Here is a 21,926-nt window from a genome sequence, read left to right as displayed (position 1 = left end):
TATTAGCCCACTAGTGAAACAATTTTTTGTGCACCGTCTGCCATAGATTCTGCTGCAACAATATTTAAGCCAGACTCATTTAAAATTTTCTTACCTAGTTCTACGTTTGTGCCTTCAAGACGTACAACTAAAGGTAACTCAAGACCTACTTGTTTCGTTGCTTCAATAACACCTTCTGCAATAACATCACACTTCATAATGCCACCAAAAATGTTAACGAAGATACCTTTTACATTTTTGTCAGAAAGGATAATTTTGAATGCTTCTGTAACTTTTTCTGCAGTTGCACCGCCACCAACATCTAAGAAGTTAGCTGGGTCACCGTGGTAATGTTTAATGATATCCATTGTAGCCATCGCTAAACCTGCACCATTAACCATACAACCGATATTTCCATCTAAAGGAATGTAGTTTAAGTCGTATTTTGAAGCTTCAATTTCTTTTGAATCCTCTTCATCAAGATCACGAAGCTCTAAAATGTCTTTATGGCGATATAACGCATTAGAATCAAAGTTTAATTTTGCATCTAATGCCATAACTTTACCTTCGCCTGTTGTAACAAGTGGGTTAATCTCAGCGATAGAGCAATCTTTTTCGATAAACGCACGATATAAGCCCATCATAAACTTCACAGCTTGTCCTACAAGCTCTTTTGGAATATTGATGTTAAATGCAATTCGGCGCGCTTGGAAACCTTGCAAGCCTACTGCTGGATCAATATATTCTTTAAAGATTTTTTCAGGTGTTTTTTCTGCTACTTCTTCAATTTCTGTTCCGCCTTCTTCAGACGCCATTAAAACAACTTGAGAAGTTGCACGATCTAAAACTAGACCTACATAATATTCTTTTTTAATATCGCAACCTTCTTCGATAAGTAAGCGTTTTACTTCCTTACCTTCAGGACCTGTTTGATGTGTCACAAGTGTAGTTCCTAAAATGCTTTCTGCATATGTACGAACTTCATCTAAATTTTTCGCAACTTTTACTCCGCCAGCTTTGCCGCGTCCACCAGCGTGAATTTGTGCTTTCACTACACATACATCTGTTCCTAATTCTTTCGCTGCTTCTACAGCTTCTTCTACTGTAAATGCAACCTTCCCGTTCGGAACGCTAACCCCATAGCTTCTAAGGACTGCCTTACCTTGGTACTCATGGATATTCATGGTCCCATCCTCCCCTGTTTTCCTGTTTTACTCGAAAAGTTTTTTAATGTTTAAAAAACATTACATTGCCATTGTATAAGATGATTGGCACGCTGTCTACAATAAAGTGTCAGAAAACTGAAATCGCTTTATTCTTTTTCGAAAATAGTAATGTTTATATGCCAAAATAAAAAAATAAGCTGTATATTTACAGCTTATTTTTGAATCATATCTTTAATTGGTGCGAATGACTTGCGGTGTTCATCTAGTACTCCATGCACTTCAATTGCCTCTAAATGTTGCTTTGTGCCATATCCCATATGTTGCTCAAATCCATATTCAGGATACTTCTCTCCCAGTTCTTTCATCATACGATCTCTCGTTACTTTTGCTATAATGGATGCTGCTGAAATCGAAACACTTTTCGCATCACCTTTAATAATTGATGTTTGCGGAATTGGTGTAGGAAGCTTCATCGCATCAATTAATAAATGTTGAGGTGTACAAGATAAATTTGCAACTGCATCTAACATCGCTTGTTTCGTTGCTTGGTAAATATTAATGTCATCAATAACTTGCGGTGATACAATTCCTACTCCAATTGCAATTGCTTGTACTTTTATTTCATCATAAAAACGCTCACGTTTCGCTTCACTCAACTTTTTCGAGTCATTTAACCCTGGAATATAAAAATCCTCAGGAAGAACGACAGCTGCCGTCACAACAGGCCCAGCCAATGGCCCGCGCCCTACTTCATCAATACCCGCGATATATGTGACCCCTTTTTCACGCAAAGCATTTTCATACTTGGACATTTCAAAAAACTTCTCTTTTTCTTTCTGTTCTAACTCTTTTTGTTTATACCACTTCAAAACGAGCTTTTGAACACCTTTTCGATCATCTTTCATTAACAGTTGAAAGCGATCATCTTCTTCATTCATAATTTCTTTCAATACATTTTCCGCTTCTTTTATCGTCATAGTTTGCATTTATACAAGCTCCTTTTTAAACATATCCAAAAAGAAAAGACGCACAAACGCACGTCTTATACTTCTTCTATTTTTTCCACATCTTCCACTTGCTCTCCAAACTCTTCCGGTGTTTCAAACGTCATTTTTCCAAGTTTGCCACCACGAAGCTCACGAAGCACAAGCTCAGATGTCTTATCATAATCAATCATTCCGCCGCCCATTAAGCAGCCTCTATTTTTTCCAATTGCATCGAATAATTCCACAATATCTTCTGGAATCTCATTTAAATTATAGCGTTCTTTCAAGCGTTCTGGATAATGTTTCTCCATAAAACGTAATGCGTAAACAGCTACATCTTGTAAATTTAAAATTGAATCTTTAATTGCACCCGTTGTCGCTAAACGAAGACCCACTAATTGATCTTCAAATTTAGGCCACAGAATACCTGGTGTATCTAACAATTCCATTTCCTTCCCAACTTTAATCCATTGTTGAGCTGTTGTCACACCTGGACGATCTCCTGTTTTAGCAATATTTTTCTTTGCCAATTTATTAATCAATGTAGATTTACCAACATTTGGTATACCTACAATTAATGCACGAATCGCTCTCGGTCTAATACCTTTTGCAACCATTTTATCAAATTTTTCTTTAACAAGCACTTTACAAGCTGCTGCAATTTCCTTCATACCTTGTCCAGCTTGCGCGTTAATCGAAATTGCCATATGGCCTTTTTCTTTAAAATATGCGATCCATTGTTTTGTTAAACGATCATCCGCCATATCCGCTTTATTTAAAACAACAAGCCTTGGCTTATGTGTAATGATTTCATCAATCATTGGGTTTCGAGATGATAATGGTAATCGAGCATCTACAAGTTCAATTACAACATCAATTAATTTTAATTTCTCCGTTACTTGGCGTCTAGCCTTCGCCATATGCCCTGGAAACCATTGAATTACCATGTTGCCACCTTCTTTTTCATTTATTTCACAATACGTGCGTCTTCTAACGGCCAATATAACATATTAGCTTTACCAATTACTTGATCCATTGAAATCGTACCGATTGAACGGCTATCTTTACTAAAACGACGATTATCACCTAAAACAAATAATTGATCTTTTGGAACGGTTTTCTTGCCTGTCATTTCTTCAAGATTAAAATCATATGTAAGCGGTCCGTCAGCAATTTGCTTTTTCTGCTTGTCTAAATACGGCTCCTCATAAGCCTTTCCGTTAACATACAGTTTATCATTACGATACTCTATTTCATCGCCTGGCAGGCCTATAATGCGCTTAATGTAATCTTTATCTTCTGTTGCTCGAAATACGATAATATCAAAGCGTTTTGGATCTCCAATGTGATAACCAATTTTATTCACAATCATTCGATCACGATCATGTAAAGTAGGTGCCATCGATACCCCGTCTACGAGAATTGGCGCAAAGAAAAACTGTCTAATAACACCAGCTAATACAACAGCAATCAAAATTGCCTTAATCCATTCCCAAAGTGAACTCTTCTCTTTTTTCATGCATTTCCCCTCCACGGTTATGTAAACTGCTCGTATTATACCAAAATTTCATATAGATTGGAAAAAGGGAGCTTGTGCATTTACAAGCTCCCATACATGTCTTATCGAATTTCTTTAATACGTGCTTTTTTACCGCGAAGGTTACGTAAGTAGTATAACTTAGCACGACGTACTTTACCACGGCGAAGTACTTCGATTTTCGCGATTCTTGGCGTGTGAACTGGGAATGTACGCTCAACACCTACACCGTAAGAAATCTTACGAACTGTGAATGTTTCACTGATTCCGCCACCACGACGTTTAATTACAACACCTTCGAAAAGCTGAATTCTTTCACGAGTTCCCTCAACAACTTTTACGTGTACACGTAAAGTGTCACCAGGACGGAATGAAGGAAGGTCAGTTTTTAATTGGCCTTTTGTAATTTCTGCGATTAATTGTTGCATATTAAATTCTCTCCTTTAAACAGATGCTCTTATAAAGTCTTAATAAATTACAGCGGAACATCGTTAATACGGCTACTGATTTCAGTAGCACAAATGTTATAATAGCATATTACTAGGCCTGTTGCAATAGCAAATATATGAAGTTATTACTGCTCTCGCTTTATTTCCTCAAGCCATTTTTTCTCTTGTTTAGATAACTCTCTCTCATCTAACAAATCAGGTCTACGCGTATACGTTCGACGCAAAGATTCCTTATGTCGCCATTCATCAATGTTTTTATGATTCCCTGACATTAATACATCCGGTACCTTCATACCACGAAAATCAGCCGGACGTGTATAATGAGGATGCTCTAATAAACCTGTACTAAACGAATCCTCTACTTGTGAAGCATGATTTCCTAGCACACCTGGCAAGAGACGTACAACACTATCAGTAATAACCATAGAGGCTAATTCTCCGCCCGTTAATACATAGTCACCAATAGAAATCTCATCCGTTACGAGATGCTCACGAATTCGTTCGTCATACCCTTCATAATGCCCACATACGAAGATCAAATGTTCTTCCCCTGCAAGCTCTTCCGCTTTCTTCTGCGTAAATCTTTCGCCCTGCGGACACATTAAGACAACTCTAGGCTTACGCTCTGTCTCTTTCGTCAAATCTTCTACAGCATCAAAAATAGGCTGAGGAGTAAGCACCATACCAGCTCCTCCGCCGTAAGGATAATCGTCTACACTATTATGCTTACTTGTTGTATAATCACGAAAGTTAACAACACGAAGGCTTACCGCTTCTTTTTCTTGTGCCTTCTTTAATATAGAAGATCCAAATACACCGGTAAACATGTCTGGGAACAACGTTAAAATATCAATTTTCATTATAGCAGCCCTTCCATTACATGAATGGTTACTAATTTATTTTCAATATTAACTTGAAGTACAACATCATCGATATAAGGAATTAAGAGATCTTGACCCTTCGGGCGTTTAATTACCCAAACATCATTTGCACCAGGAGATAGAATCTCTTTGATTGTCCCTAGCGCTTCTCCTTCTTCCGTTACAACACTGCAACCAATAATTTCATGATAGTAGTATTCACCTTCAGCAAGTTCACCTAACTGCTCTTCTGGTACTTTTATTAAAGAACCTTTAAACTTCTCTACTTCATCTACATTGTTATATCCTTCAAATGTTAATAAATCGAATGTCTTATGTTGGCGATGAGAAGTTACCTTCACCGGAAGGTAGTCTGTGCCTTTCTCATTCGATATGTATAACGTGTTTCCTACTTTATATCGCTCTTCTGGAAAATCAGTACGAGAAATAACACGGATTTCTCCTCTTACGCCATGAGTATTTACAATTTTCCCTACGTTAAACCATTTTGTCATAAATAGTATGTCACCCCTGGTTTCTATATAAATTAAGCATCTCCATTTCACAGATGGAACATGCACTCTCTATTTAAATGTTAAAAAAGGGAGAGGAATAACTCCTCGCCCTTTTTTACGTTTATTGAATTTCCAGTGTTACTTTTTCATCATTATGATGTCCCACTGAATACAAGAGCATTCGAATCGCTTTCGCAACTCTCCCTTGCTTTCCAATGACTTTTCCAACATCCTCAGGATGTACAGTTAATCGATACTTTATCTCTCCGTTGCAAAGTTCCTGTGTAACTTTTACATCTTCAGGATAATCGACAAGAGGCTTGACAATCGTCTCGACTAACTTCTTCATAGTCATTGCCTCAATTACTTACCTTGTTTAGATAAGTGGAATTTCTCCATGATACCTTGGTTAGAGAATAAGTTACGAACTGTATCAGATGGTTTAGCACCATTTCCTAACCATTTTAATGCTGCTTCTTCGTTGATCTTAACTTCAGCTGGTTGAGCAACTGGATTGTAAGTTCCGATTTCCTCAATGAAACGTCCGTCACGAGGAGAACGAGAATCTGCAACAACTACACGATAGAAAGGAGTTTTTTTAGCTCCCATACGTTTTAAACGAATTTTAACTGCCATTTATAAAGCACCTCCGAATTTATTTCACACAGATAATTATATTAGCAAAAAGACTATTGCTTTGTAAAGTATTTTTTCTTAACAGAGCCATCTTTTTTTCCTTACATGAATGGAAACTTCAATCCACCTAGTCCTTTTTTCTTACCTTTTTGCATTCCCGTCATCGTCTTCATCATTTTTTTCATGTCATCGAATTGTTTAATTAGACGATTGATTTCTTGTACAGTTGTACCGCTACCTTTGGCAATGCGCTTTTTGCGACTAGCATTGATTATTTCCGGTTGTTCTCGTTCTAATTTAGTCATAGAACGAATAATTGCCTCAATATGCCCAATTTGTTTTTCATCAACTTGTGCATTTTTCAGCCCTTTAATTTTATTTGCACCAGGAAGCATTCCTAACAATTCATCAAGCGGCCCAAGTTGACGCACTTGTCCAAGTTGTTCTAGGAAATCGTCAAGCGTAAACGAAAGCGTACGCATTTTTTGCTCAAGTTCTTTCGCTTTCTCTTCATCAACTGTAGCTTGCGCTTTTTCAATCAATGTTAAGACATCGCCCATCCCTAAAATACGGGATGCCATACGCTCTGGATGGAACGCTTCAATTGCATCTAGTTTTTCACCCATACCAGCAAATTTAATCGGCGTGTTTGTTACAGCCTTAATAGATAATGCAGCACCACCGCGCGTATCACCATCTAATTTCGTTAATACAACACCTGTTAAACCTAACTGTTCATGGAAACTTTGCGCAACATTTACCGCGTCTTGTCCCGTCATCGCATCGACAACAAGGAAAATTTCATCCGGTTTCGCAACTTCTTTAACTTTCGCTAATTCATCCATTAGTTCTTCATCAATATGCAGGCGACCCGCTGTATCGATTAAAACATAATCGTGATGATCTTCTTTTGCTTTTGCAATCGCTTGTTTCGCAATTTCAACAGGACTTACTTGATCTCCTAAAGAGAATACAGGCATGTCCAATTGCTTCCCTAATGTTTCAAGCTGTTTAATCGCTGCTGGACGGTAAATATCCGCTGCAACAAGCATCGGTTTACGGTTATGCTTTTTACGAAGCAAATTCGCAAGCTTACCTGTCGTCGTTGTTTTACCCGCACCTTGCAGACCAACCATCATAATAACAGTCGGTGGCTTATTAGCAACAGCAATTTTGCTTTGCTCTCCGCCCATAAGTTCTGTAAGTTCTTCCTGTACAACTTTAATTACTTGTTGTCCAGGTGTCAAACTTTTCATTACATCTTGTCCGACAGCACGTTCAGACACACGCTTCACAAAATCTTTTACTACTTTAAAGTTAACATCTGCTTCTAAAAGAGCTAGACGAACTTCTCTCATCATTTCTTTCACATCGGCTTCAGAAACTTTTCCTTTGCCGCGGATTTTTTGCATTGTCTGTTGAAGTCGGTCGGCTAATCCTTCAAATGCCATATTGCCGCCCTCCTAATCTAATTTTTCGATAGCTTCAACAACTTGTTTCATTTCTTCATTTACATGCTCTTCTTCGCTGATTAGCTGTTTTAGCTTTGCAACAAGTCGCTGTCGCTCTTGAAACTTTTGAAGTAATACTAATTTTTCTTCATATTCTTCAAGCATCGCTTCAGTCCGTTTAATGTTATCATACACGGCTTGGCGACTTACATCAAATTCTTCCGCAATTTCACCAAGAGATAAATCATCTAGATAATAAAGCGACATATAACTTCTTTGTTTTTGCGTTAACAACGATTGATAAAAATCAAATAAATAGTTCATTCTCGTTGTTTTTTCGAGCATGTTGGATCATCCTTTGTTAAGTGATTTCCCTTTACATGAATTAGTTTACATGTAGTCCAAAAGAGTGTCAAGTTTTTTTCTTAACATCATATATTTTTTATAGAAAAAGAAGCGGAAATACCGCTCCTTTCACTTATACTTCTTCTGTTTCTACTAAGTTCGCAAATAAACCATACACATATTGTTCTGGATCAAACTGTTGCAAGTCATCCATTTGCTCTCCTAATCCAACAAACTTCACTGGTACATCCATTTCGTTACGAATCGCTAATACAATACCACCTTTAGCAGTTCCATCTAACTTCGTTAAAACAATACCAGTTACATTCGTTGCTTCACGGAATGTTTTCGCTTGGCTTAAACCGTTTTGTCCTGTTGTTGCATCAATAACAAGTAATACTTCATGAGGAGCACCTGGTACTTCACGCTCAATTACACGCTTCACCTTCTCTAATTCTTTCATTAAATTTACTTTATTTTGCAAGCGTCCTGCTGTGTCACATAGTAATACATCTACCTTACGTGCTTTCGCAGCTTGTACAGCGTCATACATAACCGCCGCTGGATCAGATCCAGATCCTTGTTTAATCACTTCTACACCAACGCGATCGCCCCATACTTCTAATTGTTCAATCGCTCCAGCACGGAATGTGTCTCCTGCCGCTAATAGGACTGACTTACCTTCTGATTTAAACTTATGCGCCAGTTTACCAATTGTCGTCGTTTTTCCTACACCATTAACACCAACAAATAAAACAACCGTTAATTGGTCCTCTTGCATATTAATTTCGTTACTAAAATCGCTGTCGCCTTTGTAAATTCCTACTAGTTTTTCTGAAATAACAGCTTGTACTTCTTTTGGATCTTGAATGTTACGACGTTGTACTTCTTCTTTCAATTGGTCAATTAATTCCATTACCGTCGCAACGCCAACGTCTGCACCGATTAAGATCTCTTCTAACTCTTCGAAAAAATCTTCGTCCACTTTACGGTAACGATAAACTAAATCATTCACTTTATCCGCAAATGAATTTCTCGTTTTTTCTAATCCTTGTTTAAATTTCTCTGTAACTGTATCCGTTTGTTTTGAAATTTTTTCTTTTAGTTTTTTAAAAAAACTCATACTTTCCCATCCTTCCTATTCACTTGCAATAAGTTCTTCTCCGGCGTCTAAACGAACCGAAACAAGTTTAGATACCCCTGATTCTTGCATTGTTACACCGTACAACACATCAGACTCTTCCATTGTACCTTTTCTATGTGTAATTACAATAAACTGCGTCTCATTACTGAATTTCTTTAAATACTGTGCAAAACGAGCTACATTCGCCTCATCAAGGGCTGCCTCTACCTCATCTAGTACACAGAATGGTACTGGGCGTACTTTTAAAATACCAAATAAAAGCGCAATTGCTGTTAAAGCACGCTCTCCACCTGAAAGTAAACCTAAGTTCTGCAGTTTCTTCCCTGGCGGTTGTGCTACAATATCAATACCCGTATTTAGTAAATCCTCTGGATTAGTCATTACTAAATCCGCTCTACCGCCTCCAAATAATTCAGAGAATACCGATTGAAACTCCATTCTAATGCCTTCAAACGTAGTAGAAAAGCGTTTTTTCATTTCTTCATCCATTTCGGTAATAAGCTGGTGCAATGTCGCTTTCGCTTCTTCTAGGTCGTCTCTCTGCTCTAGTAAGAATGTATGACGCTCCGCTACACGTTCATATTCATCAATTGCCCCTAGGTTCACTGTACCTAACTCTTCTATAGATAATTTGATTAATTTTACTTTCTTACGCGCATCTTCTGCAGGCATTGTCATTGTATATTTTAGTTTTGCCGCTTCAAATGAAATCGTATATGTTTCACGTAAATGTTGTAATCTATTTTCCAACTCTACATCAAGTCGATTTATTCTCACTTCTTGATCTTTCAACATTTCAAGAATATATTTATGTTTACCTGTCGTTTCTTTCAAATTGCGCTCTAAATGTTCTACCCTCTCTTGCAACGATACACGTTGTTCACGACGAGAGCGAATTAATTCTGAAGTTTGATTACGATCATATGCTTTCTTCTCAATCATATTCGTAATTTGCTCTTCACCACTTGAATTAGATGTCATTTCTTGTTTTAAGAACGCTAAATCCTCTTTCGTTTTTACAAGTGTCGCATCCGTTTCTTCTTTTTCCTTCGTCAATCGTTCAACTTTTTCTTTTTGATTAAATAAGCGTTGTTGCTTTTCAGCTACCAGCACTTTTAACTCCGTCATTTCTTTTTGAACTTTTTCTTTCGAAGAATGTTGCTCACTTTTTTGTTTTGTTAAAGCTACAATTTTACTATCTAACTTAGTGATATCAGCTTGAAGATTCGTTAAAATCCCTTCTAACTCCTCTTTACGCCCTTGCATTTTTACTCGATCTTGTAAAAACCCTTCAATCTCTAAATCATAAATAGACAATCGATCATTAATACGATGTTCTTCTAATTCTAGACGATTAATCTCTTCTCTTAATTTCTGCTCATCTACACGATCTACTTCTACAGTTTGCCTTAGTTCGCGTATTTTCACTTCTTTTTCTTGAATCTCTTGTTTTACTGCTTTAACAAAGTTTTCTAACTTCATTGTTTTTTCTTCCATATCAGTTAACTTGCGAGTCCACTCTTCCAGTTCACGTTGGCGTCCTAATAAAGAAGATTTCGCTTGCTTTACCGCCCCACCAGTCATAGAACCGCCAGGATTCACTACATCACCTTCGATTGTTACAATGCGATAACGGTATTGCAGTTGTTTCGCCAACTCATTTGCTCCGCGTAAATCTTTCGCAACAATAACCGTACCTAATAAATTTGAAACTACATTTTCATATTTATTGTTGTACTGCACAAGTTCTGCCGCCACACCTACAAACGATGGGTGTTGATTTGCAATGCGTAATTGCTCAAATGATAAAGACCTGCTTTTAATAACAGCTTGCGGTAAAAACGTTGCACGTCCATGTTTATTTTGCTTTAAAAATGCTATCGCATTACGAGCATGCTCCTCTGTTTGTACAACAATATGCTGCATCGCTGCACCTAGAGCAATTTCCATTGCAACTTCGTATTCTTTCGGTACCGTTAACAGTTCCGCAACAGCACCCTCGATACCTTGCAACCTATTTTCTCTAGCTTTCAATACTTCACGTACACCTTGATAGAATCCAGAATAATCTTCTTGCATCTCTTCAAGCATTTCTTTTCGAGAACGTGCCTGTTGCACAAATTGATATGCTTGATACAGTTTTGTTTCATTTTCACTATACTGCGTCTTACATTTCCCAAGCGCCGCCTCTGTCTTCTGTATATTTGAGAGTATGCCAGCTACTTTTTCTTTCGCTTGTTCGTAACTTTCTACAAGTTTCGTCTTTTTCGCTGTAATTTCCATACGCATTTCTACATATTTCGCATTCTCTTCATCTAGACGCTCGTTTTTAGACGTTTGCTGTTTAGATTGTTCTTCAATCATAGATAATTCATTACGATGACTAGCTTGTTGATTTAAAAGCTCAATATAGTCACCTTTTAAATTCTCAATCTGTTCCTCTAAATTGTCAGCAAAAGTAGCAAGCAGTTGCTCATTATCATGCAATTTTTGCTCCAACTCTTTTACTTCATTCACAAATTGCATTAAAGCTTCTGTACTTGACTCAATCTCACCATCGTAACTTTTAGCTTTCTCTGTTAATTCAACAATTAACTGCTCAAGTTGCGCACAATGCGTCGTAGCATTTTGCTTTCTCTCTTTTAACAACTCGCGCTGCCCTTCAAGTTTTTCTAGCTCTTTACTAGAAAGAAGAAGTACTTCTTGCAACGAGTCTACAGACTCATCTACCGCTTGTAATTGTCCTCGTAATTCCTCAAGCTCTTCTTCACTTTTTTGTAAATTCGTTGACATTTTAGCTTCTTCGTTTTTATTATGCCCAAACTGATTTCGAAGCGCTTCCCATTTCTCGTGCAATTCTTCAATTTCATGGACAATAAGCGCAGCTTCTACTTTCTCTAATTCTTCTTTATTCTCAAGATAATCTTTCGCAATAGAAGCTTGTCTTTCTAAAGGTTCTACTTGACTACTTAATTCATGAATTATATCTTGTACACGATTTAAGTTTTCTTGTGTTTCTGCTAATTTCCCTTCAGCTTTCTTTTTGCGAAGTTTGTATTTTAGTACGCCTGCCGCTTCTTCAAATACACCTCGACGCTCTTCTGACTTACTACTTAAAATCTCTTCCACTTTCCCCTGGCTAATAATTGAAAAAGCTTCTCTTCCCATACCAGAGTCCATAAATAAATCGATAATATCTTTCAATCTACATGATTGTTTATTAATATAAAAATCACTATCACCTGAACGAGATACACGACGTGTTACACACACCTCATTGTATTCAATTGGTAAACGTTGATCTTCATTATTTAAAGTTATTGTTACTTCAGCAACATTAACCGCTCTCCTCGTATCACTGCCTGCAAAAATAATATCCTCCATCTTTGCACCACGTAATGATTTTGCAGATTGTTCACCAAGTACCCAGCGAATTGCATCAGTAATATTACTTTTCCCGCTTCCATTAGGTCCTACTACAGAAGTTACACCTGGGACAAAATCAACAGATACACGCTCAGCAAAAGACTTAAACCCTGCTATTTCTAATCTTTTTAAAAACACGAAAGGCCTTCCTCCTATTCTCCGTCGTTATAAATGTTCTCTATACAAAAACAAGTATTATACGGATTTACCTTCTTTTTCATTATAAACAAAAAGAAAGTTTCATTCTATGCACAAGGAATCCCCCTCATTCAAAGGGGGATTCCTTATAGTTGTTCTTTTAATTTTTTCAATGCTTCTGCAGCAGCTTGTTGCTCTGCTTCTTTTTTCGACTTACCACTACCAAGACCTAAAGCTACGTTATTTAACGTAACACGTGACACAAATTCTCGATTGTGAGCTGGTCCTTTTTCTTGCAAAATTTGATACTCAACATTGCCACTGCCATCACGCTGAATCAATTCTTGCAACTGACTCTTATAATCCATCACATGAGAAAAAGCACCCTCATTAATTTTCGGATATACAATTTCTTTTAAGAATTCCCAAACTGTTTCTAGCCCTTGATCAAGATAAAGGGCACCAATAAACGCTTCAAAGACATCCGCTAATAAAGCTGGTCGTTCACGTCCACCTGTCATTTCTTCACCTTTTCCTAATAAAACAAGGCTACCAAATGACAATTCGTTCGCAAAACGAACAAGAGATGGCTCACATACAATAGCTGCACGTAGTTTTGTTAACTCTCCTTCGCTCATTGTCGGATATTTTTGAAACAGATACTGCGATACAGTCAGTTCCAATACTGCATCTCCAAGAAATTCAAGACGCTCATTATCTTCATGCGGTTTTTTTCGATGCTCATTCACATACGATGAATGCGTAAATGCTTGAATCAATAATTTTTCATCTGTAAACGTAATACCTATCTTTTCTTGAAACACTTTAAATGCTTCACGATATTTTGTTTCGTATTTTTTTTCTCTATATTTTCGGTACGGCATAGGTCCCTCCAGATATAAGCCAGAAAGCCCCGCTAAAAAACGGGACTTCACTTAAGCATTATAGATGACTCTCTATGTAAGTCACAGCATCGCCAACAGTAGCAATCTTTTCAGCATCTTCATCAGAAATTTCCATTTCGAATTCATCTTCTAATTGCATTACAAGTTCTACTACATCTAGGGAGTCTGCTCCTAAATCTTCCTTGAAGCTTGCAGCTGGTACTACCTCAGTCTCTTCTACTCCTAAACGATCAACGATGATTTTTGTTACGCGCTCTAAAACATCTGCCATTCCATTCACCTCCCCTCAAATATTATATTAAATATTGACCAAAAAAACTAGGTGAAATCGATTCTTTTATTACATTACCATACCGCCATCAACATTTAACGTTTGACCTGTAACATATTTGCTTTGATCAGAAGCAAAAAACGTTACAGCATTCGCGATATCTTTCGCTTCACCAAATTGAGCAGCTGGAATAACTTTTAACATTTCGGCTTTAATATTCTCATCTAGTACATCCGTCATATCAGTCGCAATAAAGCCCGGCGCAATTGCATTCACTGTAATATTTCGACTTGCTAACTCTTTTGCAGATGTTTTTGTTAATCCAATAACACCCGCTTTAGCAGCAACATAGTTAGCTTGTCCTGGGTTTCCTATAACACCAACAACCGAAGCGATGTTTATAATTCTACCGTGACGTTGACGCATCATATAACGAGATACTGCTTTTGTACATAAGAATACACCTTTTAAGTTTGTATTAATAACTGTATCCCATTCTTCTTCTTTCATACGCATTAATAAATTATCTTTAGTTACACCAGCATTATTTACAAGAATATCAACTTGTCCAAATGTATCTACTGTTTGTTTCACCATATTTGTAACATCATCAGCATTTGCAACATCTGCTCTTACCGCAATTGCATCAGAACCTAATTTTTTAATTTCATCTACTACTTCATTTGCTTTTTGTTCATTACCAGCATAATTTACTACTACATTTGCCCCTTGTTTCGCTAAATCAATCGCAATCGCGCGACCAATTCCACGTGAAGCGCCAGTTACTAATGCTACCTTCCCTTTTAACATCAGTTTTCTCCTCTCAAATTTGAAATGGTATCTTTTAATGTCTCTTCATCGTATATCGCATATGCTTTTACTGATGAATCAATTGACTTCATAAGTCCAGCAAGTACTTTTCCAGGTCCAATTTCAATAAATGTATCTACTCCCTGGTTCACCATATATTCAATAGACGGGTACCATAATACAGGCGAATAAAGCTGTTCGATTAACTTTTCTTGAATGTCTGCACCACGTGTAATAACTTCCGCCGTAACATTTGCAATAACAGGAATATTCGTGTCATGAATTGTAATTTCATTTAAAACACTTTGGAACTTCTCAGCTGCCGGCTTCATAAGTGAAGAATGGAATGGCCCACTTACTTTTAGTGGAATCGCTCTCTTTGCACCATTTTCTTTCGCTCTTTGAGAAGCAACCTCTACGCCTTGCTTCGTTCCAGAAATCACAATTTGCTTCGTACTATTCATATTAGCGATTTGCACTGCATATCCTTCACTTGTTACTTCTTCTGTAACTTGTTTCAGCATATGTGGGTCAGCACCTAATATAGCTGCCATTGCGCCTTCCCCGCCCGGAACAGCTTCTTCCATATATTCGCCACGTTTCCTTACAGCATATACAGCATCTTCAAAAGTTAATGCACCAGCTGCTACAAGAGCACTATATTCACCTAAACTATGACCAGCGACAAAGTCAGGTGTAATGTCATACTCTTTCAAAGCTGTCAAAATAGCAAAACTCGTTGTTAATAATGCAGGCTGCGCATTTGTTGTTAATGTAAGCTTTTCCTGCGGTCCTTCAAAAATCACTTCTGAAAGTGAATCTTCCAACACCTCATCTGCTTTTGCAAACACTTTTGCAACCTCTTTATTATTCTCTGCTAATTGTTTACCCATTCCAACTGCCTGTGAACCTTGGCCCGGAAAAAGAAATGCTATTTTTCCCATTTCAAATCCTCCTCTTATTGGAGTGACTCTTTCTCCATTACGCTTGAAATCGTAGGAATTACTTCTTTCGCTACCATTTCTCTCGTTTGACGAATCGCACTAAATATCGACTGATCATTAGAAGAACCGTGAGCCTTAATGACAGGTGCTTTCAATCCAAATAATGCAGCTCCTCCATACTCCGAATAATCCATTTTATCTTTTAATACCATAAGTTTTGGCTTTAATACCGCCGCTGCTAATTTGCTCGTAAATGAACTCATTAACTGTTCTTTCAACATAGAGAATAGCGCAAGTGCTGTTCCCTCTAATGATTTCAACGCTACATTCCCTGTAAAACCATCACATACAACAACATCTGCTACACCTTGCAATAAATCTCTTGATTCAACGTTCCCCACGAAATTAATTGGCGCATCTTTAAGCATTGCAAATACTTGCTTTGAAAGCTCGTTTCCTTTTCCATCCTCTGTTCCAACGTTTAATAGTCCAACGCGAGGATTTTCAATTCCTCTTACCTTCTCAGCATAAACAGATCCCATTACTGCATATTGATATAAATGAATTGGTTTTGCATCAACATTTGCTCCAACATCTAACATAACAAAACCTTTTCCATCTACAGTTGGCATTGTAGGCGATAAAGCTGGTCTCTCAATTCCTTCCATACGACCGACTACAAATAATCCAGCTGCCATTAAAGCTCCTGTACTACCTGCGGATATACAAGCGTCTGCTTCTCCATCCTTTACTTGTTGTGCCGCAAGCACCATTGAAGCTTGTTTTTTTCGACGAACCGCTCTTACTGGTTCCTCCGTTGATTCTATTTTTTCGTCTGTATGAAGAATAGTAATTCGTTCATCACTCGTTAAGTATTGACGAATTTCCTCTTCTTTCCCTACTAACGTAATATGTAAATCAGAATATTCCTTAATAGCTTTCATTGCCCCTAATACTACAGCCTTTGGAGCGTGATCTCCGCCCATTGCATCTATTGCGATTTTCATAAGTTGTTACCTTCCTCACTATAATTACTAGATCGATACATTTCAAAAGTGCCTGTAAAAACAAGTTCTTCTCCAACGAAGCTACGCACTTTGACAACCGTCCGTCCTTTATCATTCTCTACATCTTCAACGCGCGCTTTTGCAACAACACGCTCTCCTAATTTTACAGGGCGAATGTATCGAATGGTAGACTTTGCAGTTAAAGCTAATTCTTCATCAATAACCGCAACAGCTAGTGAGTTTGCTTGCGCAAACAGATGATGCCCACGAGCGATTTGATTTCTTTTAAATACATGTTCTATCTTTACTTCAAAGATAGAGATTGCATGTCTATCTAATTCAATATCAATAATTTCTCCAACAACCTCTTCTAACGGTAAAGATTTCACATCTTCTTCATGTTGCTTTGTAGCTACATGTTTAATTCTCTCTCTTAATTCAGGAATAGACAATTCCATACGATCAAGTCGTACCGTTTGTATACTCACTTGAAATTTTTCCGCTAAATCTTCATCCGTAATAAAAGGATTTGATTCGATTGTTTGTTGTAATAACTCTTGTCTTTCTTTTTTACTTCTTCTTTTTTTCATACCGCACCATCCATTTTTATGACTAGGTACTAACAGTAGTATATAATCATTAAAAGTAGAATGCAACAAAAACTTTTGTTGACTCCCTTTAATCGAGCTTCTCTCCTTGGAACACACCTGTCCCATCAAGATACATACGCAAGGCAGCATACTGATCATTGTGCCAAAACGCTTCTGAATCTACTAGTATCGCCGCATCTTGCCTTGCCGTTTCTAACGCTCGATAATCATGTACCATGTCAGCAACCTTAAATTCTGGTAAGCCACTTTGCTTACTCCCAAAGAAATCTCCAGGACCTCGTAATTCTAAATCTTTTTCTGACAATACAAATCCATCATTTGTTTCAGTCATTATGCGCATTCTTTCTTTCCCTGTTTCTGATTTAGGGTCTGCTATTAATAAACAATATGATTGTTCACTACCACGGCCGACACGCCCTCTAAGCTGATGAAGCTGCGATAAACCGAAACGTTCTGCATCATAAATAACCATTACAGTCGCATTCGGTACGTTCACACCTACTTCAACAACTGTTGTCGATACAAGAATTTGTACTTTATTTTCACTAAACTGTCCCATTATCTCTTCTTTTTCCTGAGACGATAATCTCCCATGCATCAATCCAACTTGGCATTTCCCTTGGTAATGATGCGTCAGCATACTATGTAAGTCGATAGCATTTTGCACATCAAGTTTCTCAGATTCTTCAATTAGAGGACAAATAACGTATGCCTGTCTTCCTTTTTTTATCTCCTTTTCAACGAAACCGAGAACGCGATCTAACATATCATGTTTTGCCCAGTATGTTTCAATCACCTTTCTACCTGCTGGCATCTCATCGATTATCGAAACATCCATCTCTCCAAATGCAGTAATTGCAAGCGTACGCGGAATTGGTGTCGCTGTCATAAATAATACATCTGGACTTTCACCTTTCTCCCGTAAAACTCGGCGCTGCGCTACACCAAATCGATGCTGTTCATCTGTAATAACGAGACCCAACCTATGAAATATAACTTCATCTTGAATTAAGGCATGCGTTCCAACAAGAATATCTATTTCTCCTTGTTCTAACTTCGCTAAAATTTCTCGACGTCTCGCCCCTTTAACAGAACTTGTTAACAGTTCCACCTTCATACCAAAATGCGAAAACGTTTCAGCAAGCGACTGATAATGTTGCTCAGCTAAAATTTCTGTAGGAACCATTAAAGCACCTTGATAATGAGCTAATTTCGATGCATAAAGACCAATCGCAGCAACAACTGTTTTCCCAGAACCAACGTCACCTTGCAATAGTCGGTTCATCCGATAAGGAGATGTCATATCTTTCAAAATTTCATCTACAACTCGGCGCTGCGCACCCGTTAATGGAAACGGCAGTGCATCGATAAATTCTTGTAATTCTGCTGACGGAATCTCTTTCTTCGTCCCTTTTGAATTTTCCCTCTCCATTTTCCGGAGCGTTTGCATTTTCAGCTGAAATAAGAAAAATTCTTCATATACAAAACGGCGACGCGCTTGCTTCAAATCTTCCTGTCCTACCGGAAAATGCAATGCCCTGAGCGCTTCATATCTTGGTAATAATTTATATCGCCCTAACAAACCATCCGGTAACACTTCGACTATAGAATCTCCATATTCCTTTAACGCTTGAGCAATAAAACGACGCATCTGTTTTACTGTAAGTTTCCCCTTTACTGAATAAACAGGTTCCACTTCTTGTTGACGTACAACCGGTCCAAAATGAAGTTCTGATACAGCAATTGTTTGACGATGTTGATCCCATTTACCAGTAATCGTTATCGTTTCATCTAACTTTAATTTTTGCTTATAGTAAGGCCTATTAAAACATACCGCCGTAATTAAGTAACGACCGACGAGAACACGAACTGTTAAACGCGATTTCTTCTTACCATAATATTGCAGCAAAGGAGCACTATGAACCTTCCCTTCGACCGTTACACGTTCATCATGCTTTACTTCAGCAAGATCTTTCATCGCATAATCTTCATAACGGTACGGAAAATGTTCTAATAGATGAGAAACTGTATAAATACCCATCTCATGTAGTAACTCAGATGTTTCTCCTCCGATCCCCTTTACATCCGTAACAGGAACTTGTACAACATCATTCAAGATTCTCACACCCCGTCACATTATTTTCTTTATTGCATTTTATTTGAGTACCAATTAGCATCTGTAATCGCTCTCTTTCACCTTATATATTCTATCATAGGCATTCTAAGAGAAACTACTCAAATCCCTTATATAAAACAAGTAAAAAAGAGCCTCACTATTAGCAGCAAGGCTCTTTTCTCTCTTCAATATGCTAGCCTTTTGAATAAAAACTAGTAATAAACTTCATATTACTACTTCTTATCCATTAGCAAGTAAGTAATCCATTTATTTTCAAAACGAATCTTATCTTATTCTACAGAGAAGATGAAAGAATACACTGGTTGGTTTCCAGCATGTACTTCTACTTCTGCATCTTCAAATTTCTCTTCTACAAATTCAACTAACTCCGCTACTTCTTCATCAGTTGCATCTTCCCCTTGTAGAATCGTTACGATTTCAGAATCTTCATCAATAAGCGCTTCTAGTAATTGCTTCGCAGCTCCTACTTTTTCAGCATTTGTAGATACAATTTTCCCATCTGCAATACACATGAAATCATCTTTTTGAATTGCTACACCATCAATTTCCGTATCACGTACAGCATACGTAATTTGACCTGTTTTCACATGAGATAAAGCTTCTTGCATGTTTTCTTCATTCTCTTCTAACGTTCCAACTGGGTTAAATGCTAACATTGCTGCCATACCTTGAGGAACTGTTTTCGAACGAACAACAATAACTTCTTGATCTACAACTGATGCCGCTTGTTCTGCTGCCATTACAATATTTCCGTTATTCGGTAAAATAATGATTTTTTCAGCATTTGCTTCTTCAATTGCCTTCACGATATCCTCCGTACTTGGATTCATCGTTTGACCACCTTCGATAACTTTCGTTGCGCCGATGCTCTCAAATAAAGTTTTAATACCAGATCCCATAGCTACAGTTACGATACCATATGGTTGTTTTTCTTTCGATTGAGCTGGTTGCTCAGGAACCATAGTAGGTTCATCTAACAAAGCAGTATGCTGTTCACGCATATTTTCTACTTTAATCTTAATTAAACTACCGTATTTTTGCCCGTAGTTCATAGCGTCTCCAGGATGTTCTGCATGGATATGAACTTTTACAATTTCATCATCAGACACAACTAGTAGAGAATCACCATATACACTAATATCTTCACGGAATTTTTGTTCAGAGAAATTATGCTCTTTCACCTTTTCAGCCTCTAATTTCACCATGAACTCCGTACAATATCCATACTTAATATCTTCTGTACTCAATTGGCTTTGTACACTACGGTGATGTTCTGCGCGTACCATTTCATTCATAGATGGTTGCGTCGGTGCATCAGAAGAAATCGTTTCTCCTTTTAAGTCAGCTAAAAACCCTTCGTATACCACTACAAGACCTTTACCACCGCTATCTACAACGCCAACTTGTTTTAATACAGGTAATAAATCTGGCGTACGATTTAACGATGCGTTTGCTTCTTTCACAACGTCTTCCATAAACAAAACAAAGTCGCGCTGTTTTTTCGCAACTGTTACTGCATATTTACCCGTTTCTCTTGCAACCGTTAAAATCGTTCCTTCAATCGGTTTCATAACCGCTTTATAAGCCGCCTCTACTCCAGCTTCTAGTGCTGCAGCAAAATCAACTGTTGTTAATTCTTCTTTTTGTTCAATGGATTTAGAGAAACCACGGAACAACTGAGATAAAATAACTCCAGAGTTACCACGAGCTCCCATTAATAATCCTTTGGCTAAACTTACGCCGACTTTACCAGCATGCTGTGAAGGATTTGCTTTCACTTCACGCGCACCTGAAGTCATAGATAAGTTCATGTTTGTACCGGTATCGCCATCTGGAACTGGAAATACGTTTAATGCATCAACAAGCTGAACATTATTTGTTAAATTATTCGCTCCTTGCATGATCATTTGTGATAAACGTTTTCCATCAATTTTTTGAATTGACACAGATTTTCCTCCTTAATGCACATTACAAGTTTATTACTTTAACTCCTTGTACGTAGATGTTTACAGAATCTACTGCTAGTCCTACAGTTTGATCTAATGTATATTTCACTTTCGTCTGCACATTATGTGCCACTTCTGAAATTTTCGTACCATAGCTCACAATAATATACATATCAATATGTACTTCATCTTCATCTTTACGAACAATAACACCTCTAGTGAAGTTTTCTTTTCGTAAAATGTCTGTTAATCCATCTTTTAACTGATTTTTTGATGCCATACCTACGATACCGTAGCAATCTACCGCGGCACCTCCAGCAATTGTTGCAATTACATCTGTACTAATATCAATTTGACCGTACTTCGTTTTAATTTCAATTGACATCTCGTTTCCCCCTTCATAAATGGTGAAAGTGAGCTAGACTACTTTAGTTACTATCATATAATCTTTTTAAAGAAAATTCCATCGTTCTTTCTTTTCACTCTCATATTTTATGTTTTAAATTACACTTTTTTATGATGAGCAAAATAGTCCATTGTTATTATACAACATGTACCACTATAATATGTCAAGCAATTTTTATGGATTTCAACTTTTCTTCATTGACATATAGTGTCAAGTAAATTTTCTTGATTTCTTTTTTCTACGGTGTTGCATTCTCT

22 protein-coding genes are annotated in these 21,926 nt (G+C 37.5%); all 22 read right to left on the bottom strand.

Annotated features, from left to right (window positions below; all coding sequences use genetic code 11):
• Nucleotides 1-2: 2 nt before the first annotated feature.
• Nucleotides 3-1,163 carry an ADP-forming succinate--CoA ligase subunit beta gene (gene sucC / locus ACTFRM_RS18400; protein ID WP_001020791.1) on the bottom strand — a complete coding sequence of 387 codons (1,161 nt, stop codon included), beginning with the start codon at nucleotides 1,161-1,163 and terminating at the stop codon, nucleotides 3-5.
• A gap of 194 nt (nucleotides 1,164-1,357) precedes the next feature.
• On the bottom strand, nucleotides 1,358-2,131 hold the full coding sequence (locus tag ACTFRM_RS18395) for a ribonuclease HII (RefSeq protein ID WP_001194265.1): 774 nt from the start codon (nucleotides 2,129-2,131) through the stop codon (nucleotides 1,358-1,360).
• 56 nt (nucleotides 2,132-2,187) lie between these two features.
• Nucleotides 2,188-3,078 (bottom strand): ribosome biogenesis GTPase YlqF, encoded by an 891-nt coding sequence (ylqF, locus tag ACTFRM_RS18390; protein ID WP_000236704.1) that lies wholly within the window; start codon nucleotides 3,076-3,078, stop codon nucleotides 2,188-2,190.
• Between the two features lie 20 nt (nucleotides 3,079-3,098).
• Nucleotides 3,099-3,650 (bottom strand): signal peptidase I, encoded by a 552-nt coding sequence (lepB, locus tag ACTFRM_RS18385; protein ID WP_000711853.1) that lies wholly within the window; start codon nucleotides 3,648-3,650, stop codon nucleotides 3,099-3,101.
• A 101-nt stretch (nucleotides 3,651-3,751) separates the two neighbouring features.
• Complete coding sequence (gene rplS, locus ACTFRM_RS18380) at nucleotides 3,752-4,096, bottom strand: 50S ribosomal protein L19 (RefSeq protein WP_001186516.1); 345 nt, start codon at nucleotides 4,094-4,096, stop codon at nucleotides 3,752-3,754.
• Between the two features lie 146 nt (nucleotides 4,097-4,242).
• Complete coding sequence (gene trmD, locus ACTFRM_RS18375; protein ID WP_088321977.1) at nucleotides 4,243-4,977, bottom strand: tRNA (guanosine(37)-N1)-methyltransferase TrmD; 735 nt, start codon at nucleotides 4,975-4,977, stop codon at nucleotides 4,243-4,245.
• Nucleotides 4,977-5,492 carry a ribosome maturation factor RimM gene (gene rimM / locus ACTFRM_RS18370; RefSeq protein ID WP_000170278.1) on the bottom strand — a complete coding sequence of 172 codons (516 nt, stop codon included), beginning with the start codon at nucleotides 5,490-5,492 and terminating at the stop codon, nucleotides 4,977-4,979. The genes trmD and rimM overlap by 1 nt, the downstream gene beginning before the upstream one ends.
• Nucleotides 5,493-5,613: 121 nt before the next feature.
• Nucleotides 5,614-5,841: a KH domain-containing protein gene (locus tag ACTFRM_RS18365; protein ID WP_000737401.1), complete on the bottom strand. Its 228-nt coding sequence runs from the start codon at nucleotides 5,839-5,841 to the stop codon at nucleotides 5,614-5,616.
• A gap of 14 nt (nucleotides 5,842-5,855) precedes the next feature.
• Nucleotides 5,856-6,128 (bottom strand): 30S ribosomal protein S16, encoded by a 273-nt coding sequence (gene rpsP / locus ACTFRM_RS18360; RefSeq protein ID WP_000268750.1) that lies wholly within the window; start codon nucleotides 6,126-6,128, stop codon nucleotides 5,856-5,858.
• Between the two features lie 101 nt (nucleotides 6,129-6,229).
• Nucleotides 6,230-7,579: a signal recognition particle protein gene (gene ffh, locus ACTFRM_RS18355; RefSeq protein ID WP_000863460.1), complete on the bottom strand. Its 1,350-nt coding sequence runs from the start codon at nucleotides 7,577-7,579 to the stop codon at nucleotides 6,230-6,232.
• Between the two features lie 12 nt (nucleotides 7,580-7,591).
• Complete coding sequence (locus ACTFRM_RS18350) at nucleotides 7,592-7,924, bottom strand: putative DNA-binding protein (RefSeq protein WP_000891062.1); 333 nt, start codon at nucleotides 7,922-7,924, stop codon at nucleotides 7,592-7,594.
• 133 nt (nucleotides 7,925-8,057) lie between these two features.
• Nucleotides 8,058-9,047 (bottom strand): signal recognition particle-docking protein FtsY, encoded by a 990-nt coding sequence (ftsY, locus tag ACTFRM_RS18345; RefSeq protein ID WP_000007655.1) that lies wholly within the window; start codon nucleotides 9,045-9,047, stop codon nucleotides 8,058-8,060.
• A gap of 15 nt (nucleotides 9,048-9,062) precedes the next feature.
• Nucleotides 9,063-12,632: a chromosome segregation protein SMC gene (smc, locus tag ACTFRM_RS18340; protein WP_000478973.1), complete on the bottom strand. Its 3,570-nt coding sequence runs from the start codon at nucleotides 12,630-12,632 to the stop codon at nucleotides 9,063-9,065.
• A 146-nt stretch (nucleotides 12,633-12,778) separates the two neighbouring features.
• Nucleotides 12,779-13,516 (bottom strand): ribonuclease III, encoded by a 738-nt coding sequence (gene rncS, locus ACTFRM_RS18335; RefSeq protein ID WP_001146875.1) that lies wholly within the window; start codon nucleotides 13,514-13,516, stop codon nucleotides 12,779-12,781.
• A gap of 58 nt (nucleotides 13,517-13,574) precedes the next feature.
• Nucleotides 13,575-13,808, bottom strand: coding sequence for an acyl carrier protein (gene acpP / locus ACTFRM_RS18330; RefSeq protein WP_000786062.1), 234 nt, complete (start codon nucleotides 13,806-13,808; stop codon nucleotides 13,575-13,577).
• A gap of 69 nt (nucleotides 13,809-13,877) precedes the next feature.
• The gene (fabG, locus tag ACTFRM_RS18325; protein ID WP_000911773.1) at nucleotides 13,878-14,618 is read right to left on the bottom strand and encodes a 3-oxoacyl-[acyl-carrier-protein] reductase; all 741 of its coding nucleotides are present in this window, start codon (nucleotides 14,616-14,618) and stop codon (nucleotides 13,878-13,880) included.
• Nucleotides 14,618-15,562: an ACP S-malonyltransferase gene (gene fabD, locus ACTFRM_RS18320; protein ID WP_000515899.1), complete on the bottom strand. Its 945-nt coding sequence runs from the start codon at nucleotides 15,560-15,562 to the stop codon at nucleotides 14,618-14,620. The genes fabG and fabD overlap by 1 nt, the downstream gene beginning before the upstream one ends.
• 14 nt (nucleotides 15,563-15,576) lie before the next feature.
• Nucleotides 15,577-16,569, bottom strand: coding sequence for a phosphate acyltransferase PlsX (plsX, locus tag ACTFRM_RS18315; RefSeq protein ID WP_000684100.1), 993 nt, complete (start codon nucleotides 16,567-16,569; stop codon nucleotides 15,577-15,579).
• Nucleotides 16,566-17,159, bottom strand: coding sequence for a transcription factor FapR (gene fapR, locus ACTFRM_RS18310; protein WP_000747348.1), 594 nt, complete (start codon nucleotides 17,157-17,159; stop codon nucleotides 16,566-16,568). Before fapR ends, plsX begins: the two co-directional genes overlap by 4 nt.
• Before the next feature lie 88 nt (nucleotides 17,160-17,247).
• Nucleotides 17,248-19,296, bottom strand: a complete 2,049-nt coding sequence (gene recG, locus ACTFRM_RS18305; protein WP_088321976.1) for an ATP-dependent DNA helicase RecG — start codon at nucleotides 19,294-19,296, stop codon at nucleotides 17,248-17,250.
• A gap of 290 nt (nucleotides 19,297-19,586) precedes the next feature.
• A complete protein-coding gene (locus ACTFRM_RS18300; RefSeq protein WP_000027129.1) occupies nucleotides 19,587-21,263 on the bottom strand; it encodes a DAK2 domain-containing protein in 1,677 nt (558 codons plus the stop codon).
• 22 nt (nucleotides 21,264-21,285) lie between these two features.
• A complete protein-coding gene (locus ACTFRM_RS18295) occupies nucleotides 21,286-21,648 on the bottom strand; it encodes an Asp23/Gls24 family envelope stress response protein (RefSeq protein WP_000021109.1) in 363 nt (120 codons plus the stop codon).
• Nucleotides 21,649-21,926 lie beyond the last annotated feature (278 nt).

Origin of the sequence: Bacillus cereus group sp. MYBK227-1 (assembly GCF_051916325.1) — a bacterium.
GTDB lineage: Bacteria > Bacillota > Bacilli > Bacillales > Bacillaceae_G > Bacillus_A > Bacillus_A cereus.
Note: the sequence above shows the minus strand (reverse complement) of the source record. Positions and strands in the feature narration are given on the sequence as shown.

What these genes read in the sequence shown, in the direction of transcription:
- sucC (WP_001020791.1), bottom strand. Translation starts at nt 1,163, where the DNA reads ATGAATATCCATGAGTACCAAGGTAAGGCAGTCCTTAGAAGCTATGGG.
- ACTFRM_RS18395 (WP_001194265.1), bottom strand. Translation starts at nt 2,131, where the DNA reads ATGCAAACTATGACGATAAAAGAAGCGGAAAATGTATTGAAAGAAATT.
- ylqF (WP_000236704.1), bottom strand. Translation starts at nt 3,078, where the DNA reads ATGGTAATTCAATGGTTTCCAGGGCATATGGCGAAGGCTAGACGCCAA.
- lepB (WP_000711853.1), bottom strand. Translation starts at nt 3,650, where the DNA reads ATGAAAAAAGAGAAGAGTTCACTTTGGGAATGGATTAAGGCAATTTTG.
- rplS (WP_001186516.1), bottom strand. Translation starts at nt 4,096, where the DNA reads ATGCAACAATTAATCGCAGAAATTACAAAAGGCCAATTAAAAACTGAC.
- trmD (WP_088321977.1), bottom strand. Translation starts at nt 4,977, where the DNA reads ATGAAAATTGATATTTTAACGTTGTTCCCAGACATGTTTACCGGTGTA.
- rimM (WP_000170278.1), bottom strand. Translation starts at nt 5,492, where the DNA reads ATGACAAAATGGTTTAACGTAGGGAAAATTGTAAATACTCATGGCGTA.
- ACTFRM_RS18365 (WP_000737401.1), bottom strand. Translation starts at nt 5,841, where the DNA reads ATGAAGAAGTTAGTCGAGACGATTGTCAAGCCTCTTGTCGATTATCCT.
- rpsP (WP_000268750.1), bottom strand. Translation starts at nt 6,128, where the DNA reads ATGGCAGTTAAAATTCGTTTAAAACGTATGGGAGCTAAAAAAACTCCT.
- ffh (WP_000863460.1), bottom strand. Translation starts at nt 7,579, where the DNA reads ATGGCATTTGAAGGATTAGCCGACCGACTTCAACAGACAATGCAAAAA.
- ACTFRM_RS18350 (WP_000891062.1), bottom strand. Translation starts at nt 7,924, where the DNA reads ATGCTCGAAAAAACAACGAGAATGAACTATTTATTTGATTTTTATCAA.
- ftsY (WP_000007655.1), bottom strand. Translation starts at nt 9,047, where the DNA reads ATGAGTTTTTTTAAAAAACTAAAAGAAAAAATTTCAAAACAAACGGAT.
- rncS (WP_001146875.1), bottom strand. Translation starts at nt 13,516, where the DNA reads ATGCCGTACCGAAAATATAGAGAAAAAAAATACGAAACAAAATATCGT.
- acpP (WP_000786062.1), bottom strand. Translation starts at nt 13,808, where the DNA reads ATGGCAGATGTTTTAGAGCGCGTAACAAAAATCATCGTTGATCGTTTA.
- fabG (WP_000911773.1), bottom strand. Translation starts at nt 14,618, where the DNA reads ATGTTAAAAGGGAAGGTAGCATTAGTAACTGGCGCTTCACGTGGAATT.
- fabD (WP_000515899.1), bottom strand. Translation starts at nt 15,562, where the DNA reads ATGGGAAAAATAGCATTTCTTTTTCCGGGCCAAGGTTCACAGGCAGTT.
- plsX (WP_000684100.1), bottom strand. Translation starts at nt 16,569, where the DNA reads ATGAAAATCGCAATAGATGCAATGGGCGGAGATCACGCTCCAAAGGCT.
- fapR (WP_000747348.1), bottom strand. Translation starts at nt 17,159, where the DNA reads ATGAAAAAAAGAAGAAGTAAAAAAGAAAGACAAGAGTTATTACAACAA.
- ACTFRM_RS18295 (WP_000021109.1), bottom strand. Translation starts at nt 21,648, where the DNA reads ATGTCAATTGAAATTAAAACGAAGTACGGTCAAATTGATATTAGTACA.